23 protein-coding genes are annotated in these 19,100 nt (G+C 68.1%); 16 read left to right on the top strand and 7 right to left on the bottom strand.

Going from position 1 to position 19,100, the window contains the following annotated elements:
• Window positions 1-55 precede the first annotated feature (55 nt).
• From murJ to ACWV14_RS23960, 5 genes are all read left to right on the top strand, one after another.
• Window positions 56-1,609 (top strand): murein biosynthesis integral membrane protein MurJ, encoded by a 1,554-nt coding sequence (gene murJ / locus ACWV14_RS23980; RefSeq protein ID WP_454904081.1) that lies wholly within the window; start codon window positions 56-58, stop codon window positions 1,607-1,609.
• Window positions 1,610-1,685: 76 nt separating this feature from the next.
• The gene (locus ACWV14_RS23975; RefSeq protein ID WP_422087765.1) at window positions 1,686-2,537 is read left to right on the top strand and encodes a SirB1 family protein; all 852 of its coding nucleotides are present in this window, start codon (window positions 1,686-1,688) and stop codon (window positions 2,535-2,537) included.
• Window position 2,538: 1 nt separating this feature from the next.
• Window positions 2,539-2,964 carry a bleomycin resistance protein gene (locus tag ACWV14_RS23970; RefSeq protein ID WP_454904079.1) on the top strand — a complete coding sequence of 142 codons (426 nt, stop codon included), beginning with the start codon at window positions 2,539-2,541 and terminating at the stop codon, window positions 2,962-2,964.
• 191 nt (window positions 2,965-3,155) lie between these two features.
• Window positions 3,156-3,587, top strand: a complete 432-nt coding sequence (locus ACWV14_RS23965; RefSeq protein ID WP_422087763.1) for a YciI family protein — start codon at window positions 3,156-3,158, stop codon at window positions 3,585-3,587.
• A 28-nt stretch (window positions 3,588-3,615) separates the two neighbouring features.
• The gene (locus ACWV14_RS23960) at window positions 3,616-4,908 is read left to right on the top strand and encodes an RNA polymerase sigma factor (protein ID WP_454904077.1); all 1,293 of its coding nucleotides are present in this window, start codon (window positions 3,616-3,618) and stop codon (window positions 4,906-4,908) included.
• A 36-nt stretch (window positions 4,909-4,944) separates the two neighbouring features.
• Here the strand turns inward: ACWV14_RS23960 and ACWV14_RS23955 are convergent, their stop codons facing one another.
• The 5 genes from ACWV14_RS23955 to purM all read right to left on the bottom strand — a co-directional run bounded on the left by ACWV14_RS23955 (window position 4,945) and on the right by purM (window position 9,400).
• On the bottom strand, window positions 4,945-5,949 hold the full coding sequence (locus tag ACWV14_RS23955; RefSeq protein WP_454904076.1) for a GlxA family transcriptional regulator: 1,005 nt from the start codon (window positions 5,947-5,949) through the stop codon (window positions 4,945-4,947).
• Window positions 5,910-6,536, bottom strand: a complete 627-nt coding sequence (locus ACWV14_RS23950; RefSeq protein WP_454904075.1) for a DJ-1/PfpI family protein — start codon at window positions 6,534-6,536, stop codon at window positions 5,910-5,912. Before ACWV14_RS23950 ends, ACWV14_RS23955 begins: the two co-directional genes overlap by 40 nt.
• Window positions 6,533-7,093: a cysteine hydrolase family protein gene (locus ACWV14_RS23945; protein ID WP_454904074.1), complete on the bottom strand. Its 561-nt coding sequence runs from the start codon at window positions 7,091-7,093 to the stop codon at window positions 6,533-6,535. Before ACWV14_RS23945 ends, ACWV14_RS23950 begins: the two co-directional genes overlap by 4 nt.
• Window positions 7,094-7,216: 123 nt before the next feature.
• The gene (locus ACWV14_RS23940; RefSeq protein WP_454904073.1) at window positions 7,217-8,308 is read right to left on the bottom strand and encodes an AI-2E family transporter; all 1,092 of its coding nucleotides are present in this window, start codon (window positions 8,306-8,308) and stop codon (window positions 7,217-7,219) included.
• Window positions 8,309-8,359: 51 nt separating this feature from the next.
• The gene (gene purM / locus ACWV14_RS23935) at window positions 8,360-9,400 is read right to left on the bottom strand and encodes a phosphoribosylformylglycinamidine cyclo-ligase (protein ID WP_285412071.1); all 1,041 of its coding nucleotides are present in this window, start codon (window positions 9,398-9,400) and stop codon (window positions 8,360-8,362) included.
• A gap of 139 nt (window positions 9,401-9,539) precedes the next feature.
• Here purM and hda point away from each other — a divergent pair, with 139 nt between their 5' ends.
• The 6 genes from hda (at window position 9,540) to ACWV14_RS23905 (ending at window position 14,947) form a co-directional block, all read left to right on the top strand.
• Window positions 9,540-10,226: a DnaA regulatory inactivator Hda gene (gene hda / locus ACWV14_RS23930; RefSeq protein WP_285412070.1), complete on the top strand. Its 687-nt coding sequence runs from the start codon at window positions 9,540-9,542 to the stop codon at window positions 10,224-10,226.
• Window positions 10,227-10,254: 28 nt separating this feature from the next.
• On the top strand, window positions 10,255-11,889 hold the full coding sequence (pcnB, locus tag ACWV14_RS23925; RefSeq protein ID WP_454904072.1) for a polynucleotide adenylyltransferase PcnB: 1,635 nt from the start codon (window positions 10,255-10,257) through the stop codon (window positions 11,887-11,889).
• Window positions 11,886-12,536: a 2-amino-4-hydroxy-6-hydroxymethyldihydropteridine diphosphokinase gene (gene folK, locus ACWV14_RS23920; RefSeq protein ID WP_454904071.1), complete on the top strand. Its 651-nt coding sequence runs from the start codon at window positions 11,886-11,888 to the stop codon at window positions 12,534-12,536. Before pcnB ends, folK begins: the two co-directional genes overlap by 4 nt.
• Window positions 12,537-12,542: 6 nt before the next feature.
• Window positions 12,543-13,151, top strand: a complete 609-nt coding sequence (locus ACWV14_RS23915) for a trimeric intracellular cation channel family protein (protein WP_454904069.1) — start codon at window positions 12,543-12,545, stop codon at window positions 13,149-13,151.
• 126 nt (window positions 13,152-13,277) lie between these two features.
• Window positions 13,278-13,922 (top strand): DUF47 domain-containing protein, encoded by a 645-nt coding sequence (locus ACWV14_RS23910; protein WP_012746613.1) that lies wholly within the window; start codon window positions 13,278-13,280, stop codon window positions 13,920-13,922.
• A gap of 14 nt (window positions 13,923-13,936) precedes the next feature.
• Window positions 13,937-14,947 carry an inorganic phosphate transporter gene (locus tag ACWV14_RS23905; protein ID WP_422087754.1) on the top strand — a complete coding sequence of 337 codons (1,011 nt, stop codon included), beginning with the start codon at window positions 13,937-13,939 and terminating at the stop codon, window positions 14,945-14,947.
• A gap of 19 nt (window positions 14,948-14,966) precedes the next feature.
• Here ACWV14_RS23905 and ACWV14_RS23900 read toward each other — a convergent pair whose 3' ends face one another.
• Together ACWV14_RS23900 and ACWV14_RS23895 are read right to left on the bottom strand one after the other, a co-directional pair.
• Window positions 14,967-15,413: a hypothetical protein gene (locus ACWV14_RS23900; protein ID WP_454904067.1), complete on the bottom strand. Its 447-nt coding sequence runs from the start codon at window positions 15,411-15,413 to the stop codon at window positions 14,967-14,969.
• Window positions 15,414-15,420: 7 nt separating this feature from the next.
• Complete coding sequence (locus ACWV14_RS23895) at window positions 15,421-15,945, bottom strand: N-acetyltransferase family protein (RefSeq protein ID WP_454904065.1); 525 nt, start codon at window positions 15,943-15,945, stop codon at window positions 15,421-15,423.
• A gap of 179 nt (window positions 15,946-16,124) precedes the next feature.
• On the opposite strand from ACWV14_RS23895, the gene rpsP reads away from it, so the two are divergent.
• From rpsP to ACWV14_RS23870, 5 genes are all read left to right on the top strand, one after another.
• Complete coding sequence (gene rpsP / locus ACWV14_RS23890; protein ID WP_007831311.1) at window positions 16,125-16,388, top strand: 30S ribosomal protein S16; 264 nt, start codon at window positions 16,125-16,127, stop codon at window positions 16,386-16,388.
• Window positions 16,389-16,404: 16 nt separating this feature from the next.
• Complete coding sequence (gene rimM / locus ACWV14_RS23885) at window positions 16,405-16,959, top strand: ribosome maturation factor RimM (RefSeq protein ID WP_454904063.1); 555 nt, start codon at window positions 16,405-16,407, stop codon at window positions 16,957-16,959.
• A 16-nt stretch (window positions 16,960-16,975) separates the two neighbouring features.
• On the top strand, window positions 16,976-17,722 hold the full coding sequence (gene trmD, locus ACWV14_RS23880) for a tRNA (guanosine(37)-N1)-methyltransferase TrmD (RefSeq protein ID WP_454904061.1): 747 nt from the start codon (window positions 16,976-16,978) through the stop codon (window positions 17,720-17,722).
• Window positions 17,723-17,831: 109 nt separating this feature from the next.
• Window positions 17,832-18,212, top strand: a complete 381-nt coding sequence (gene rplS, locus ACWV14_RS23875) for a 50S ribosomal protein L19 (RefSeq protein WP_422087749.1) — start codon at window positions 17,832-17,834, stop codon at window positions 18,210-18,212.
• A gap of 162 nt (window positions 18,213-18,374) precedes the next feature.
• Window positions 18,375-19,094, top strand: a complete 720-nt coding sequence (locus ACWV14_RS23870) for a CoA pyrophosphatase (protein ID WP_454904059.1) — start codon at window positions 18,375-18,377, stop codon at window positions 19,092-19,094.
• Window positions 19,095-19,100 lie beyond the last annotated feature (6 nt).

The following is a 19,100-nucleotide window of genomic DNA, read 5'->3' as shown; positions in this document are numbered from 1 at the left end:
ATTCGCGCCCGAATCCGCCCGTTCCGGCGGCCGGCGGGGCCTACACTCGGCCCCCGTGTCCCTGCTCAAATCCGCCTCCACCGTCTCCCTGCTGACTCTCGCTTCGCGGATCACGGGCCTTGTGCGCGACGTGCTTTTCGCCTCGGTTTTCGGCGTCAGCGCGCTGACCGACGCCTTCAACGTCGCCTTCCGCATTCCCAACCTGTTTCGCCGCGTGTTCGGCGAAGGCGCCTTCAGCCAGGCTTTTGTGCCCGTGCTGGCCGCGCGCAAGACCGAAGACGGCCAGGAAGGAGCGCGGCAGCTGATCGACCATGTCGCCACGCTGCTGACCTGGACGCTGGTGATCGTCTGCGTAGCCGGCGTGGTCGGTGCGCCCCTGATGGTCTGGGCCATGGCGAGCGGGTTGCCGGGTTTCGACTCGGCCGTGGTCATGACGCGCTGGATGTTCCCGTACATCGGCTTCATGTCGCTGGTGGCGCTGGCGGGGGGCATTCTCAATACCTGGCGCAAGTTCGCGGTGCCGGCGGCTTCGCCGGTGCTTTTGAACATCGCGCTGATCCTGTCGATCGTGATCGGCGCACCGCTTTTTCGCAGGTATGGCATCGAGCCAATCTACGCGCAATGCGTGGGCGTGCTGGTGGGTGGCGCGCTGCAGCTGGGCCTGCAGATCCCGGCGCTGCGCAGGCTCGGGCTGCTGCCGCGCATCGGCGTGAGCCTTCGGGCGCTGCGCACCGCGTGGACCGATCCGAACACGCGCAAGGTGCTCAGGCTGATGCTGCCTGCGCTGCTGGGCGTGAGCGTGGCGCAGATCTCGCTGCTCATCAACACGCAGATTGCCTCGCACCTCGCGGTGGGCAGCGTTACCTGGGTGACCAACGCCGACCGCCTGATGGAATTCCCGACCGCCATGCTCGGCGTAGCCCTCGGCGTTGTGCTGATGCCTCAACTGGCCGGTGCCCGGGCCGCCAAGGACGATGCGCGCTATTCGTCGCTGCTCGACTGGGGCCTGCGCCTCGTGGTGCTGCTCTCCGCGCCGTGCGCCGTCGCACTGCTGCTCTTCGCGCAGCCGCTGGTGGCCGTCCTGTTCCATAACGGCGCTTATCCCGACGACGCCGTGCGGCGCACCGCCCTCGCGCTGACGGGCTACGGCGTGGGTCTGATCGGCATCGTGGCCGTCAAGGTACTCGCGCCCGGCTACTACGCCAAGCAGGACACGCGCACGCCGATGCTCATTGCCGTGGGCGTGCTGGTGCTGACGCAGGTACTCAATGTCTTCCTGGTGCCGGTGCTGCAGCACGCGGCGCTCACGCTGACCATCGCCATCGGGGCACTGGTCAATTCGGCCTGGCTGCTGGCCGGCCTGATCCGCCGCGGCAGCTACAAGCCCGAGCCCGGCTGGGGCAAGTTCGCTTTGCAGGTGCTGGCCGGCACGCTGGTGCTGGCGGCGCTGCTGGTTTGGGGCTCGGCCCATTTCGACTGGATCGGCCTGCGCCAGCAGCGCCTGCTGCGCATCGGCCTGCTGGCCGCGCTGATCGCCGCTTCCATGGTGCTGTACTTCGGCGTTCTGGCGGCGGTGGGCGTTCGCTTGCGCAGTTTCCTGCGCCGCTGAAAGCGCTCTCCGAGGGCGGCTGCAATACCCTGACGCCACGCCTTGACGCCCCCGGCGGGCTCCTCTACAAAGACACATGACGTTCAGCTTTCAGGTTCCCACCGCGCTGGAATATTTCGAATCGCTGGTCCGCAGCGACGATCACTTTCCGCTGCTCGAAGCCGCCGCCAGCCTGGCGCAGGACGAGTACCCCGATCTCGACGTGCAGCAGGTGCTGGGCGATGTCGATCAGCTCCTTGCCCGCCTCAGGCGCCGCCTGCCCGCCGATGCGGCCCCGCTGGCCAGGCTGCGCGCGCTGAACCAGTTCTTCTTCAACGACCTGAACTTCGGCGGCAACCTCAACGACTACTACGACCCCGACAATAGCTACCTGAACGCCGTGCTGCGCACCCGCCGCGGCATTCCCATTTCGCTGGCGGTGCTGTGGATGGAACTGGCGCAAGGCCTGGAACTGCAGGCGCGGGGCATCGGTTTTCCGGGCCACTTCATGCTCAAGGTGACGCTGCCCAAGGGTCAGGTGGTGATCGATCCGTTCACCGGCAAGTCGCTCTCGCGCGAAGAACTCGGCGAGCGGCTGGAGCCCTACAAGCGCAGCAACGGCCTGGTGGGCGACTTCGACGTGCCGCTGGGCCTGTACCTGCAGCCGGCCAGCTCGCGCGAGATCATCGCCCGCATGCTGCGCAACCTGAAGGAAGTGCACCACGCGCAGGAAGACTGGTTGCGCGTCATCGCCGTGCAGGACCGGCTGATCGCCTTGCTGCCCGGCGCCTGGGGCGAATACCGCGACCGCGGCATCGCGCATGCGGAGCAGGGCAACACCACGCAGGCCGTGCGCGACCTCGAGACCTACCTGGCAAAGGCCGAAGACGCCCTGGACATCGACGCGATCGCCGAGCGCGTCGCCGCCTTGCGCCGCATGGCCAACTGAAATGGACACCAAGGCCGGTGTGAGCCCGGCGCCCGACCTGGGCACCCTGCATGAGTTCCACGGCGTGCAGCCGGTGCTCCCGGTGTCGGACGTGTCGCGCGCCGCGCGCTGGTTTCGCGACGTGCTGGGCTTCGAGCTCGATTTCATCGCCGGTGAGCCGCCCAGCTATGCCCGCGTGAAGAAGGGCGACCGCAGCTACGGCGACCCGGTCTACCTGCGGCTTTGGCAGTGCAACACCCGCGAGGCCGTGCCCTGGCGCGGCGAAATCGTGATCCACGTGGGCAAGGACATCGACGGCCTGCATGCGGCCTACGTGAAGCGCGGCGTGACGGTCGTCGAGCCGCCGGTGTCCCAGCCCTGGGGCCTGCGCGAATTCGCGATTCGGGAGCCCGATGGGCATGTGCTGCGCTTTTGCGGCTATTTATGACCCACCCCCAGGCTTCGCGCACTTCGTGTCGCTGCGCTTCTGGCCTTGGCCGCGCCAGACTCAGAATTGATACACAAATTTACAAATAGATCGATGCGATCGTGTCGATCCGACTTGCGCCCGTCCGACGTGTGAACAGGAGCAGGCAATTTCCAGCAGCTCCCAGCCTCATCAACTTCAGGAGAAAAGACATGCGATTCATGATTCTGGTCAAGGCCAATGCAGATTCCGAAGCCGGCGTGATGCCCAGCACCGAAATCCTCACCGCCATGGGCAAGTTCAACGAAGAACTGGTCAAGGCCGGCGTGCTGCTGGCCGGCGAGGGCCTGCACCCCAGTTCCAAGGGCGCCCGCGTGCGCTGCGAAGGCCCGACCAAGCGCACCGTCATCGACGGCCCCTTCGCCGAGACCAAGGAACTGCTGGCCGGCTTCTGGCTGTTCCAGGTCAAGTCGAAGGAAGAAGCCATCGAGTGGATCAAGCGCAGCCCCTTCCAGGAAGGCGAGATCGAGATCCGCCAGGTGTTCGAGGCTGCCGATTTCGGCGACTCGATGACGCCCGAGCTGCTCGCCCAGGAAGATCGCCTGCGCGCCGAGACCGAGGCCCGCGGCAAGACCGGCGGCTGACAGTTCCCGGCGCATCGCGGGAGCCGCCGTGACCGCAGAAGAGGGCCGCGAAGACGCCATCCGCCGCACCGTCGAGGCGGTGTGGCGCATGGAGTCCGCGAAGATCATCGCCACCGTCGCGCGCATGGTGCGCGACGTGGGGCTGGCCGAGGAACTGGCGCAGGACGCGCTGGTCTCGGCCCTCGAGCAGTGGCCCGGCGAAGGCGTGCCCGACAACCCCGCCGCCTGGCTCACCGCCGTGGCCAAGCGCCGCGCGCTCGACCGCCTGCGCCACCTGCAACTGGCAGAGCACAAGGCCGGCGAGATCGGCCGCGAACTCGATGCGCAGCATGAAATGGCGCAGGCCGACTTCACCGACGCGGTCGATGCGGCGCTGGGCGACGACATCGGCGACGACCTGCTGCGGCTGGTGTTCACCGCCTGCCACCCAGTGCTGTCGACCGAGGCGCGCGTGGCGCTCACGCTGCGTCTCATGGGCGGCCTCACGACCGGCGAGATCGCCCGCGCGTTCCTCGTGCCCGAAGCCACCGTGGCGCAGCGCATCGTGCGCGCCAAGCGCACGCTGGCCGAGGCACGCGTGCCCTTCGAGGTGCCGCGCCGCCACGAGCTGGAGGGCCGGCTCGCTTCGGTGCTCGAAGTGATCTACCTGATCTTCAACGAAGGCTATTCGGCCACCGCCGGCGACGACTGGATGCGCCCCGCGCTGTGCGACGAGGCCCTGCGCCTCGGCCGCATCCTGGCCGAGCTGGTGCCCAGGGAGGCGGAGGTGCACGGCCTCGTCGCGCTGATGGAAATCCAGGCCTCGCGCATCGCCGCGCGCGTCGGCGCCTCGGGCGAGCCCGTGTTGCTGCTCGAGCAGAACCGTGCACGCTGGGACCACATGCTGATCCGCCGCGGCCTGGCCGCGCTCGCACGCGCCGAATCGCTTGGCGGCGCGCTCGGCCCCTATGCCCTGCAGGCCGCCATTGCTGCCTGCCATGGCCGTGCGCGCACCGCCGATGAAACCGACTGGGCGCGCATTGCCGCGCTCTACGACGCGCTGGCCGAGCTTGCGCCGTCGCCCATCGTCGAGCTCAACCGGGCGGTCGCGCTGTCGATGGCCTTCGGACCGGCGGCGGGGCTGGAGGTGGTCGACGCCCTCATGGACGAACCCGCGCTCAAGGGCTACCACCTGCTGCCGACGGTGCGCGGCGACCTGCTGTTCAAGCTCGGCCGCCACGACGAGGCTCGCAAGGAGTTCGACCGCGCTGCCACGCTCACGCGCAACACGCGCGAACGTGCGTTGCTGCTGGCGCGTGCGCGGGCCTGCATGGCCGAGTGAACGCCTGGCACTGAGCGCCACTGCTCAGGCCTTGACTCAGGCCTTGAAAGCCTGGCCGGCCTCCGACGGCGAGCCCGGCAATCCGAACTGGTGCCACGCGCGGCGCAGCTGCGTGTCGGAGCCGAAGCCCGACTGCTCCGCCGCCCGCGTGACGCTCGCACCCGAGGCCAGCGCGAGCTGCGCCACCGCCAGCCGCAGCCTGCGCAGGTAGGCCAGCGGCGCGACGCCCGCATGCTCCATGAACAGCCGCGTGAGATGACGCGCCGAGGTGTGCGCCACCTCGGCCATGCGCGGCACGCTCCAGTCGGCCTGCGGCTGTTCGCTGACCGCGTCCTGCACGCGGTGCAGCGCGGCATGCAGATGGTTGCGATAGGCCAGGAAGGGCGACAGCTCCGGGTCTTGCGGGCCGCGCCGCAGCGCCACCACCATGGTCTGCGCGACCTGCGCCGCCAGCGCCTCGCCGCAGAGTTCGCCGATGCGGTGCAGCACGAGGTCGATGCCGGTCGTCACGCCCGCGCTGCTGTAGACCGGCGGGTCGATCACGAAAACCCGGTTGGCGACCACGTCGCAGCGCGGCTCCACCGTGCGCAGTTCACCGAGGTGATGGTGGTGCGTGGTCGCGCGCCGGCCCGCGAGCGCGCCGGCATGCGCCGCCAGCACTGCGCCGGCGCAGATCGTCACCAGTTCCAGGCCGCCGCGCTCGAAGCGCTGGCCGCGCAGCCAGTGCAGCAGGTCTTGCGCCTCCGGGGTGTCGACGGCGATGGTGTCGCCGGGCAGCCCGACCAGCACGACCCAGCCAGGGCCGTCCCACTGCGCAGGCAGCGGCGCGAGCCCGGAAAGCGCGACGCCGACCGAGCCCATCGCGGTCGGCCGGGGGCTCGCGAACTCGATGGCGAAGCGCTCTGGCTGGCCCAGGGCGCGCAGCCGCTGGTTGGCGATGCGCAGCGCCTCGGCCGGTCCGGCCCAGTCGAGCACGAGGCTGCCGGGCAGGAGGACGAAGACTACGCGGATGGGCCGGTGCTGGCGGGGTTGCGGGTCCATGCGTAGTCCATCTGGCGCGCGGTGCGCTCGGCCAGTTCGTGGCCGGCCAGCCGCTCCACGAGGTGCAGGCTCATGTCGATGCCTGCGCTGATGCCGGCCGAGCTGACGATGCGGCCGGTGTCGACCCAGCGCACGTCTTCGCGCACGTCGAGCGAGGGGAATTGCGCGCGCAGGTCGGCGATGTCTTCCCAGTGCGTGGTGACGGCGTCGCTGGTGACCACGCCGCTTGCCGCCAGCAGGAAGGCGCCGGTGCAGACCGAAGCGACCACCTGCGCGCCGGTCGCGTTGCGGGCGATCCACCCCAGGGTGTCGGGGCTCGCCATCGGCGCATCGACCACGCCGCCGGGGACGACCAGCACGTCGGCTTGCGGGCTGTCCGCCAGCGTGTGGCTGGCCAGCAGTTGCAGGCCGGCGCGCGCCTGCACCGGCTGGCCCACGGCGGCCGAGACCACCTCGAAGGGCGCAGCCGTGCCGGGGCGCATTCGCCGGCTGACGCGGCTTGCGGTGGTGAAGACCTCGAAGGGACCGGCGAAATCGAGCGCTTCCACGCCGTCGAAGGCCAGGATCACTACACGCAGGCTGCTCATGCCACGGCCCGTTCCAGCGCATGCGCCACGGTGCAGACGGTGGCGAAGCGCCCGTGCAGCACGGTGGCGGTTCGGGCCTTGATGTCGGCGGCCGACAGCGGCTTGCCGTCGGGCTGCACCATGTCGAAGGTGAGGGTGGCGTCGGTCACGTAGTCGACCTGCCAGCCCAGGTCGGAGGCGTGGCGGGTGGTGGTTTCGCAGCACTGCTCGGTGCGGATGCCGCTCACTATCAGCCGGCCGATGCCGTTCTGGGTGAGCCAAACATCGAGTCCGCTGTTGACCAGCGCGCTGTGGCGGTGCTTGGTGAAGGTGGAGGCGGCTTCGAAGTGCGCCAGCCCGGTGATGGGACGCACATGGCCCGATTCGTCCGCGAAGGGGTTGCTCGCATCCGACGGCCCGTCGGTGTGGAAGACCCGCACGACCGGCAGGCCGGCGGCGGCGCAGCCCTCGATCAGGGCGTTCTGGGCGCCCAGATAGTCGGCGGCCAGGCTCTCGTTCCAGTAGGGGCGATGGCGGAACGACTCCTGTGCGTCGATCACAATCAGACAGGTTTTCATGGCGGAGGCTCGCAAGGGTGCGGAGTGGATGATGCCCCCGATTCTTTCGCGCGGCCAGTCGAAGGGCCGCTCGGTGCCGGACCAGAATCGATCAGATCCGGACATCGCTGTCCGGGCGGCCGGTCAGACCAGCGCCGCCGCCTGCAGCTCTTTCTTCAGGTACGCGTAGTACAGCGGTGCCGCCACCAGCCCGGCCGGGCCGAACACCGCCTCGGCCACGAACATCACGGCCAGCAGTTCCCACACGCTCATCTGCGTGCGGGCGCCGACCACCTTGGCGTTGATGACGTACTCGGCCTTGTGGATCACGATCAGGAAGATCAGGCAGGCCGCCGCCGTGACCGGCGACACCGACAGCCCCACCAGCGTGATGACCGAGTTGCACACCAGGTTGCCCACGATCGGCACCAGCCCCGCGAGGAAGGTGAGGGTGATGAGCGCCGGCGTGTAGGGCAGGTGCGCGCCCCACATCGGCATGATGAACAGCAGGAAGATGGCCGTGAGCAGCGTGTTGAAGGCGGCGATCCAGAACTGGGCCGCGACGATCTGGCCGAAGGCCTCGCCGAAGGTCTGCACGCGCTGGTGCAGCTGGTCGGCCAGCGGCAGGCGGCGCAGCGGTGCATGCGCCACGGCCGCCAGTGCGCCGACGATCAGCCCCACATAGGAAAAGAGCAGCCCGTGCAGCCAGGCGCGGCCGGCCATGGCCAGCGAACCGGCCTGCGCGCGCAGGTAGTTGGCGATCACGCGCTGGATTTCGGCCGCGCCCTCGGGCAGGTAGGCCGCGATTTCGCCGGGCAGCTTGGAACGCAGTTCGAGCACCGTGCGCGCCGTGTAGTCGAGCAGCTCGCGGTACTGGTCGGGCGCGTCGACGATGTATTCGCGGGCCTGCGACAGCAGCAGCGTGAGCAGCGCGATCGGCCCCACCAGCACCAGGATCACGGCCAGCACGTTGGCCCAGCCGCCGGCCCGTTCAGGGCGCCGGCCGAGCGGCGGAATGCGCTGCAGGCCGCCGGTGAGCACCCGAGCGAACCAGCGCGTGGCCAGGAAGCCGATGCACACGCACAGCAATCCGGGCAGCAGGTGCTCCCACATCACCAGCAGGAGCGCAGCGAGCATCAGCAGGTAGCTCGCGATCGTCACCCCGCGCGAGGCCGGGGGGCGTTGGATGGGGGCCTTCGCAACGGCGGGGGTGATGGGTTGCGGCTTCTTGGCCATCCGGTGGGTGTCGCGTGCTCTGCTCAGGGAATCGGACGGAGCAGCCGGCGGTCAGCCGACGACCACCGGGGCGCCTTCGCCGCGCGGGGCGATCACGCCGATTTCATGCACCGTCTCGCCGGCGGCGCGCAGGGTGGCGGCACAGGCGGCGGCTTCGGCCGCGTCGATGACCACGACCATGCCGATGCCGTTGTTGAAGGTGCGGTTCATCTCGATGTCGTCGATGCCGGCCACCTTCTGCAGCCAGGCGAACAGCTCGGTCTGCGGCCAGCTGCCCTTCTTGAGGTGGGCAGCCGTGCCTTCAGGCAGCACGCGCGGGATGTTTTCCAGCAGGCCGCCGCCGGTGATGTGGGCCAGCGCCTTGATCGGGTGCTTGCCCAGCGCTTCAAGCACCGGCTTCACGTAGAGGTGGGTGGGCTCCATCACGGCTTCGCGGAAGGGCTTGCCGTCGAGGGTGGCGGGCAGATCGGCGCCGGCGCGCTCGATCACCTTGCGCACCAGGCTGAAACCGTTGGAATGCACGCCGGCCGAGGCCAAGCCCAGCACCACGTCGCCGGGCTTGACGTTCTGGCCCGTGAGGATCTTCGATTTTTCGACCGCGCCGACCGCGAAGCCCGCCAGGTCGTATTCGCCGGCCGGGTACATGCCGGGCATTTCAGCGGTTTCGCCGCCGATCAGCGCGCAGCCCGAGAGCTCGCAGCCGCGGGCGATGCCGCCGACCACGGCCGCGGCCGTGTCCACGTCGAGCTTGCCGCAGGCGAAGTAGTCGAGGAAAAAGAGCGGTTCGGCGCCTTGCACCAGCACATCGTTGACGCTCATGGCCACCAGGTCGATGCCGACCGTGTCGTGCATGTTCCATTCGAAGGCCAGCTTGAGCTTGGTGCCCACGCCGTCGGTGCCGCTGACCAGCACCGGTTCCTTGTAGCGCTTGGGCACCTCGAACAGGGCGCCGAAGCCGCCGATGCCGGCCAGCACGCCTTCGCGCATGGTCTTCTTCGCGAGCGGCTTGATGCGGTCGACCAATGCGTCGCCGGCATCGATGTCGACACCTGCGTCCTTGTAGCTGAGCGGGGTGGGCGTGGAGGAGGTCATGGATGGTCGAGGTCGGAAGGACGCGAAAGGATGCGAGGAGTAGGAGCGGAAGGCGGCCCCGGTAACCATGTTGGCCGGGCCGATAGAATTCCTCACGATTTTAAGGGCCCTCGCGGCCCCCTCCATGAACCTTCCCGGGATGAAACAGCTCGCGCTCGATATCGGCATTGCGACGGGCCCCAGCTTCGACGCCTTTTTTGCCGGCCCCAACGAGGCGGCGCTGCGGCACCTGCAAGTGTGGGTGGGCGGCGCCGGCGGCCCCGCGCTGCACTCGCCGGTGCCGACCTATCTGTGGGGCGACGGCGGCAGCGGCAAGACCCACCTGCTCGAATCGGTGCGTGTCGCACTGCGCGAGCAGGGCGCCAGCGTGGGCTGGCTGCATGCCGGCCTGCTGGAGCCGCCCGAGTTCGACGAGCGCTGGGGCGCCGTCCTGCTCGACGACGTCCACCTCTACACCGCCGTGCAGCAGCACGCGGCCTTCAACTGGTTCGTCAACGCCCAGACCCTGCAGCGCGGCGTGGTTGCCGCCGGCGCCTTGCCGCCGGCCGACCTGCCGCTGCGCGAAGACCTGCGCACCCGCCTCGGCTGGGGCCATGTGTTCCACCTGCAGGTGCTGAGCGAAAGCGAACGCCGCGCGGTGCTGCGCCAGGCGGCCGATGCGCGCGGCGTGATGCTGTCCGACGACGTGCTCGACTACATGCTGCACCGCTTCAGCCGCGACCTCGGCAGCCTGATGGAGCTGCTCTCGCAGCTCGACGGCTATGCCCTGCAGACGCAACGCGCGATCACCATTCCGCTGATCCGCTCCATGCTCGAGAACGAATAAAAGAGCGAACTAGGCTTTCAACCAACAAATGATCAAGAAATTCATCGACAAGCTGCTCGGCAAGACCGCCGGCGGCGCACAGGGCAAGAGCCGCTTCGGCAAGCGCCAGGAGGTGCCGGCAGAGGTTCACAAGATCGATCCGGCCCTGGTCGACGAACGCGCGAAAAACGTGGTCACCACGCTGCAGCAGGCCGGCTACGAGGCCTACGTGGTGGGCGGCGCGGTGCGCGACCTGCTGCTGGGACTGCGCCCCAAGGACTTCGACGTGGCCACCAACGCCACGCCCGAGCAGGTCAAGTCGCTGTTTCGCCGCGCCTTCATCATCGGGCGGCGCTTTCGCATCGTGCACGTGGTGTACGGCCGGGGGCGCGAGCACGAGGTGATCGAGGTATCGACCTTCCGCGCCTACATGGACAACGCCGCCGCCGAGCAGGTGTCGGGCAACGAGCGCACCAGCAAGGGCGAACTCGCGAGCATGAAGCACGCGGTGGACGCCAGCGGCCGGGTGCTGCGCGACAACGTCTGGGGCCCGCAGGAAGAAGACGCTGCGCGCCGCGACTTCACCGTCAATGCCATGTATTACGACCCGGCCAACCAGGTCGTGGTCGACTATCACAACGGTATCAAGGACGCCCAGAAGCTCACGCTGCGCATGATCGGCGACCCGGCTACGCGCTACCGCGAAGACCCGGTGCGCATCATTCGCGCCATCCGCTTCTCGGCCAAGCTCGCTGCCCTGGGCTTCAAGATGGAAGCCAAGACGGCGGCCCCGCTGGTCGAGTCGAGCAAGCTGCTGGCCGACGTGCCGCAGAGTCGCCTGTTCGACGAAATGCTCAAGTTGTTGCAGACCGGCCATGCAATTGCCACGGTCGAGCAGCTGAAAAAGCTGGGGCTGGCCAAGGGCATCTATCCGCTGCTCGACGTGGTGGTCGAGCGTGCCGACCAACCTTTCGTGAAGGCCGCCCTGCAGGACACCGACCGCCGCGTGGGCGAAGGCAAGCCCGTGGCGCCCAGCTTCCTGCTGGCCTGCGTGCTGTGGGCCGACGTGCGCGACGGCTGGGCCCAGCGCCAGGAAGGCCAGCGCGGCCAGCGCCCGCAGGCGCCGTTCCCGGCTCTGCAGGACGCCATCGACGACGTGTTCAACGCCCGCATCGGCGATGTGTCGGGCCGCGGCAAGCTGGCCGCCGACATGCGCGAGATCTGGATGATGCAGCCGCGCTTCGACAAGCGCACCGGCTCCACGCCCTACAGCCTGGTCGAGCAGGCGCGTTTTCGCGCGGCCTTCGACTTCATGCGCCTGCGCGCCGACGTGGGCGAGGTCAGCGAGGCGATTGCCGAGTGGTGGCAGGAATTCAGCATTGCCGACGACGTGCGCCGGCAAGACCTGCTGGAGCAGGTGCGCGAAGAACAGAAGGTGCGCCAGCGCGTGCGGGTGCGCGACACCGCCGCGCCAGCCAAGCTGCGCAACGAGCCCGCGCCTCGCCAGAACCCGGCCCAGAACCAGAGCCGCGGCCAGGATGCGGAGCCGGACGACGAGGTCGAAGTCGAGGCCGGTGCCGTTCCGCCCGATGGCGAAGCCGTGGCGCCGCGCAAGCGCCGGCGCCGCCGCAAGCCGCGTCCCGCGGGTGGCGGTGAGGGTGGCGGCAGCGCCGCAGCCGAATGAGCGCGTCCGACCAGCCGAAGGACGGCAAGAAAAAAAGCCCTGCGGCCAAGGCAGGCAAGCCAAAGGCCGCGCCGCCGCGCGCCGCGGGCAAGCCGCCGGCAGCCGGTGCCAGGAGCGGCCCGCCCGCCCGCCGCGCACCCAGCCGTGCCCCCTTGCGCAGCCCCCGCGGCCCGCGCGAGGACTACCCGACCGTGCAGGCCTTCGTCGCCATCGGCGCCAACCTCGGCGATGCCGAAGCGGCAGTGAAGGCGGCCATGGCCGCGATCGGCGCGCTGCAGCGAACCCAGGTGACGGCCCGTTCGTCGCTCTATCGCAGCGAGCCGGTGGACGCCGAAGGCCCTGATTTCATCAATGCCGTGGTGGCCGTGCGCACCGGCCTGGATGCCGAGCAGCTCCTGGTGGCATTGCAGCGCATGGAGACGCAGGCCGGCCGCGAGCGGCCCTTTCCCAATGCGCCGCGCACGCTCGATCTCGACTTGCTGATGCACGGCAATTCGGTGATCGACACGCCGACCCTGACCCTGCCGCATCCCCGCATGCGGGAACGCGCCTTCGTGCTGAAGCCGCTTGCCGAAATCGCGCCCGACAAGGTGCCGCGCGCGGCGCTGGCGCGCGTCACGGGCCAGGTGGTCAAGCGCATCGTCTAGACGGCCGTGCTGCTCTACGTCCTCGATCTCGCCGGCGTGGCGGTTTTCGCGGTCAGTGGGGCATTGGCGGCCGGCCACGCGGGCCTCGACTGGCTGGGCGTGGTGGTGATCGCTTCTGTCACCGCGGTGGGCGGCGGCACGCTGCGCGACCTGCTGCTCGACCGGCATCCGGTGTTCTGGATTCGCGACACCCGCTATGTCTACGTGATCCTGGCCGCGGCGGTGTTCACCATCGCCTGGGTGCACTGGATGCCCTTGCACGAGCATTCGCTGGCCGTTGCCGACGCACTGGGGCTCGGCCTGTTTGCCATCACCGGCGCGCAGGTGGCCGAGGAAAGGCGCCTGCCGGCCGTCATAGTGATACTTGTCGGCACCATGACCGGCGCGGCCGGCGGCCTGCTGCGCGACGTGTTCACCGCCCGCGTTCCGCTGCTGCTGAGCAGCGGCATCTACGGCTCGGCCGCCATCGCGGGCATTGCTATCTACCTGCTGCTGCAGGCGGCCGGCACGCCGCGCCGCTGGGCCTTTCATGCAGGCGTGCTGCTGATCGTGGCGCTTCGCATGGGCGGCATTTATGGCGGCTGGCACCTGCCGGTGCTGCGCTTGCCGGCCTGAATTTCCGGCGTTCCGTCGGCCTCGAAAAGCCTGTCGGGCCGGATTGGACTCGCGCGCCCGTTAAACTTCGCCGGTTTTTTCATGAAGGCGTCATGAAATTGTGATTGGCGCACCCCAGGAGTTTCCATGTTCGGCAAGCTGCTGCCCCGCGAGGGCAATTTCTTCGAGATGTTCAACCAGCACGCCGAGCGCATCGTGGAGGCGGCCAGGGCGTTCGAGCAACTGGTCGCCAACTACAGCGACGTGCACCTGCGCGAGCAGTACAACCGCGACGTCGACAACGCCGAGCGCGCCGCCGACCGCGTGACGCACGACGTCAACCGGCTGATCCACAAGACCTTCATCACGCCCATCGACCGCGAGCAGATCCACAAGCTCATCAACACGATGGACGACGTGGCCGACCTGATCCAGGACTCGGCCGAGACCATGGCGCTGTACGACGTGCGCCACATGACCGACGAGATCGTGCGCCTCACGGCCCTGAGCGTGAAGTGCTGCGACCGCCTGAAGGACGCCGTCAAGTTCCTCGGCAAGATCGCCGACCCGGCCGTGGCCGAGGCGACGCTCAAGACCTGCGAGGAAATCGACCGCCTCGAGTCGGATGCCGACCGCGTCATGCGCAGCGCCATGAGCAAGCTGTTCCGCGAGGAGCCGGACGTGCGCGAGGTCATCAAGCTCAAGGCGATCTACGAACTGCTGGAGACGATCACCGACAAGTGCGAGGACGTGGCCAACGTGATCGAGGGCATCGTCCTCGAGAACTCCTGAGCGGGTAGCGACCGATGGCAACGGTTCAGGTCGCCCTCTGGGTGGTGATAGTGCTGGTCGCGCTCGCGATCCTGTTCGACTTCATGAACGGGTTCCACGACGCCGCCAATTCGATTGCGACGGTGGTTTCCACCGGGGTGCTCAAGCCGGGGCAGGCCGTGGTGTTCGCGGCTTTCTTCAACCTGATCGCGATCTTCGTCTTCCACCTGAGCGTGGCGGCCACGGTGGGCAAGGGCATCGCCCAGCCGGGCGTCGTCGACGTGCACGTGGTGTTCGGTGCGCTCGTGGGGGCCATCAGCTGGAACCTCGTCACCTGGTACTACGGCATTCCGAGCAGCTCGTCGCATGCGCTGATCGGCGGCATCGTGGGCGCCGTGATCGCCAAGACCGGCACCGGCGGCCTGGTGGCCTCGGGCATCTGGAAGACGGTGGCCTTCATCTTCGTGTCGCCGCTGCTGGGCTTCCTGCTCGGTTCGATGATGATGGTCGTGGTGGCCTGGGGCTTCCGGCGCGCCACGCCGTCGCGCGTGGACCGCTGGTTCCGCCGGCTGCAGCTTGTGTCTGCCGGTGCCTACAGCCTGGGCCACGGCGGCAACGACGCGCAGAAGACCATCGGCATCATCTGGATGCTGCTGATCGCCACCGGCTACGCCAATGCCGGCGACGCGAATCCGCCGACCTGGACCATCGTGAGCTGCTACGCCGCCATCGCGCTGGGCACGATGTTCGGCGGCTGGCGCATCGTGAAGACGATGGGCCAGAAGATCACCAAGCTCAAGCCCGTGGGCGGCTTCTGTGCAGAGACGGGCGGCGCGCTCACGCTGTTCCTGGCGACGGCGCTGGGCATTCCGGTGTCGACCACGCACACCATCACCGGTGCCATCGTCGGCGTCGGCTCCACGCAGCGCGCGAGCGCGGTGCGCTGGGGCGTGGCGGGGAACATCGTGTGGGCGTGGATCTTCACGATCCCGGCGTCGGCCTTCGTGGCGGCGATTGCCTACTGGGTCAGCATGCAGCTGTTCTGAGCGGCAGCCGTTAGCGCCGTCACTGCGAGATCTTTCGCCCCTCTTCGACCTGGTGCTCGAAGTACCGCTGGAAACTGAAAACGATGCTCGCCATCAGGATCGTGCTGCCGAAGAAAAGCGACAGCACCACCGCGCCGATGGTGAACCAGTTCGTGCGGCCGGGCGCCGCGTCGGAGGCGGCACTTGCGTTGAAGCGGGCGTTCCACTTCTCCGGCGTCATGAGGCCGTAGACGATAGCCGTCAGCGCGCAGCCGGCGATGGTGAAGCCCAGCAGCGGAATGAGTGCCCAGCTGACGCCATCGTCCACGCCGTACATGCGCACACGCTCGATGCCGTAGATGCCCAGCGCCGTGGGAATGGGCAGCAGCCAGCCGAGCCAGTCGCCCATGCCGCGCAGGTAGAAGCGGTGCAGGCCGAGCGGGCCGCCGAGGAAGGTGAGCCAGGCGGCGGTGGTCTTGTTTTTCATGCGGGTTTCATTCGGGTCGGGTGGCGCTGCCTTCGCCGAGCACTTTTTCCATCAGTACGACATCGCGCCATTCGCCGAACTTCCAGCCGCAGTCCTTCAGCACGCCCACGTGCGTGAAGCCCTGGCCGCGGTGCACGCCGATGGAGCCCGCGTTGGCCGAGTCGCCGATCACCGCGATCAGCTTGCGCACGCCGGCCGCCTCGGCAGCCTGGGACAGCGCGGCGAGCAGCTTGGCGCCCAGACCCTTGCCGCGTGCTGACTCGGACATGTAGATCGAGTCTTCGGCCGAAAAACGGTAGGCCGGGCGTGGCTTGAACCAGTTGCAGTAGGCAAAACCCAACACTTCGCCGTTTTCTTCCGCGACCAGGTACGGCAGGTTCTTGCCCAGTACGTCGGCGCGACGAGAGGCCATGTCGGCAGGGGAGGGAGGCTCCGTCTCGAAGGTGCCGGTGCCGTGCAGCACGTGGTGGGCGTAGATGGCCGTGATGGCTGCAACGTCTTCGTCGCGGCTGGGGCGGATGGTCAGGGGCATGGGCGAAAAACGGATGGCGCTAGGCCGGAATTCGGAGAAAACGCGTGTCGGGCTATAATCGCGGGCTTTTCAGCGTGTCGCTGGCCGGGTGGCCATGTCGCGTGTCTCGACGCTGGAAGAACATTGTGAGCGGGCCTTTTCTTAATCCACAAGGCTTGCTGACCACCCAAGGATAAATCATGGTCGTCATTCGACTCTCCCGCGGCGGCTCCAAAGGCCGTCCGTTCTTCAACATCGTCGTGTCGGACAAGCGCGTTCGCCGCGATGGCCGCTTCATCGAGCGCCTGGGCTTCTACAACCCGACCGCCAAGGAAAACGAAGAAAGCATCCGTATTGCCCAGGACCGCCTGGCGTACTGGAAGAGCGTCGGCGCACAAGCTTCGCCCACCGTTCTGCGCCTGATCAAGCAAGCTGCCGCGGCAGCTCCCAAGGCGGCGGCCTAAGCCGCCCCGCACGGCGATGCTGCCCACACTCGAAGCCGCCGAATTGCCGGCGGATGCGATCGAAGTAGGGCGCATCGCCGATGCATGGGGAATCAAGGGCTGGTTCAAGGTCCTTCCCCATAGCGCCCAGCCCGAGGCGCTTTTTTCTTCCAAGCGCTGGTTCCTGCAGGCTCCCGGAGCCTCTGCGAGCACCGCTTTCCGGCTTGCGATCCGCGAAGCCAAAGAACATTCCGACTGCATCGTCGCCACGTCCGAGGACGTGCCCGACCGCAATGCAGCCGAAGCCCTGCGCGGCGCACGTGTTTTCGTGCCGCGCTCCAGCTTTCCCACTGCCGGCGAGGACGAGTACTACTGGGTCGACCTGATCGGCCTGTCTGTGGTCAACCGCGAAGGCGTGGTGCTCGGCACCGTGCGCGAACTGCTCGCGACCGGCCCGCAGACCACGCTGGTGCTTGCCGCCGAGGAAGACGGCAAGGCCGTCGAGCGCATGGTGCCCTTCGTTTCCGTCTTCGTCGACAAGGTCGACTTGCCCGGCCGGCTCATCACGGTCGACTGGCAGCCCGAGTTCTGATCGGCGCTCGCGCGGCATGCGCTTCGACGTCATCACCCTGTTTCCCGAACTGTTCGCGCCTTTCCTGGCCAGCGGCGTGACGCGCCGCGCCTACGAATCGAAGCAGGTCGAGGTGGTGCTCTGGAATCCGCGCGACTATGCGCAGGGCAACTACAAGCGCGTGGACGACCGTCCGTTCGGCGGCGGCCCTGGCATGGTGATGATGGCCGAGCCGCTGGCTGCCTGCCTCGACGCGGCCTTGGCTGCGCGCGGGGCGCAGGTGCCCGTGGTGCTGTTCTCGCCCATCGGCGAGGCCTTGCGGCATGAATCCGTCGAGCGCTGGTCCGCCAGCGAAGGCGCGGTGCTGGTCTGTGGCCGCTACGAGGGCATCGACCAGCGCTTCATCGACGCGCGCATCACACACCAGGTCAGCCTCGGCGATTTCGTCCTCTCCGGCGGCGAGATCGCGGCGATGGCGTTGCTCGACGCCGTGGCCCGCCTGCAGCCGGGCGTGCTGGGCGACGAAGCAAGCCATGTGCAGGACAGCTTCAACCCCGCGCTCGACGGCCTGCTCGACTGTCCCCACTACACCCGTCCCGAGCAATGGAACGGGCAGGGCGTGCCGGCACCGTTGCTTTCCGGCCACCATGCGCAGATCGAGCGCTGGCGCCGCGACCAGCGCCTCGCCATCACGGCCGAGCGGCGCCCCGAGCTGATCGAGGCGGCCCGCGCCGCCGGCCGCCTGGGCAAGGCCGATGAGGCCGCGCTGAAAAAAAAGCTATAATCGTCGGCTCCCCGATCCTCTGTCCGGCCGCGCCCGGTCTTCTTGCGGTTGTCCCGTGAAGCCAAAGGCGCCTTTTGTGTAGCCCGACACGATCGAATATCAGGAAATCATGAACCTCATCCAGACCCTCGAGCAGGAAGAAATCGCCCGTCTCGGCAAGACCATCCCCGATTTCATGCCCGGTGACACGGTCATCGTCAGCGTGAACGTCGTCGAAGGCACCCGCAAGCGCGTGCAGGCCTACGAAGGCGTCGTGATCGCCAAGCGCAACCGTGGCCTCAACAGCGGCTTCACCGTGCGCAAGATCTCCAGCGGCGAAGGCGTGGAGCGTACGTTCCAGACCTACAGCCCGCTGATCGCCGGCATCGAAGTCAAGCGCCGTGGCGATGTGCGCCGCGCCAAGCTGTACTACCTGCGCGACCGCAGCGGCCGTTCGGCACGTATCAAGGAAAAGCTGCCGAGCAAGTCGACGGCTGCGTCGGCCGCTTAATCAGCCGCCTTCCTGTCGTGCAAGAAAAGCCGCCGCTCTGGCGGCTTTTTGCGTTGGTGCTCCGCACGGGACACGGCCCGAAAGACAGCACCGCGTTTTTACGCTCTACTCCCTCCAGCCGGTTCCCCGCCAATTCATCTCTTGACCAACATCGCCGTCCCCATGCAATCCGCGCCCCTCGAACCCGTCAATGCCGTGGTGCCGCCCACGCTGCTGCAGTTCGATCCGCGCGAGGCGCCGTTCGTGGATGGCAGTGATGGCTTGCCCGCCGTGTCGGCCGGGCAACTGACGGCGCAGGCCCTGCGCGCGCGTTTCGCCAACCCGCCGGAATGGACGCCCGAGCTGCGCCGCGAGCCAAGAATGATCGACCGCGCACCCGCGCAGGCCGCCGTACTGGTGCCGATCGTGCAGCGTCCCGAGGGTGCGACCGTGCTGCTCACCGAGCGCACCACGCACCTGTCGAACCATTCGGGCCAAGTCGCGTTTCCTGGCGGCCGCGTCGATCCGGAAGACGCCAACATCTCCGCCGCTGCGTTGCGCGAGGCCTGGGAAGAAGTAGGTCTCTCCGCGCAATTCATCGAAGTGCTCGGCAGCCTGCCGACCTACACGACCGTGACCTCGTTCATCGTCACGCCCGTGGTCGCGCTGGTGCAGCCCGACTTCGAACTCACCATCAACCCCTACGAAGTGGCGCAGGCCTTCGAAGTGCCCCTTGCGTGGCTGATGGACCCGGCCAACCACCGCCGCCACGCCGTGAGCGCAACCGACGGCCGCAAGCGCGAGTGGTATTCGATGCCCTACCAGGACGGGCCCGACGAGCGCTTCGTCTGGGGCGCGACGGCCGGCATGCTGCGCAATCTCTATCGCTTTCTCGCGGCCTGAACCTTC

The sequence above is a fragment of the Variovorax durovernensis genome (assembly GCF_977011995.1).
Note: the sequence above shows the minus strand (reverse complement) of the source record. Positions and strands in the feature narration are given on the sequence as shown.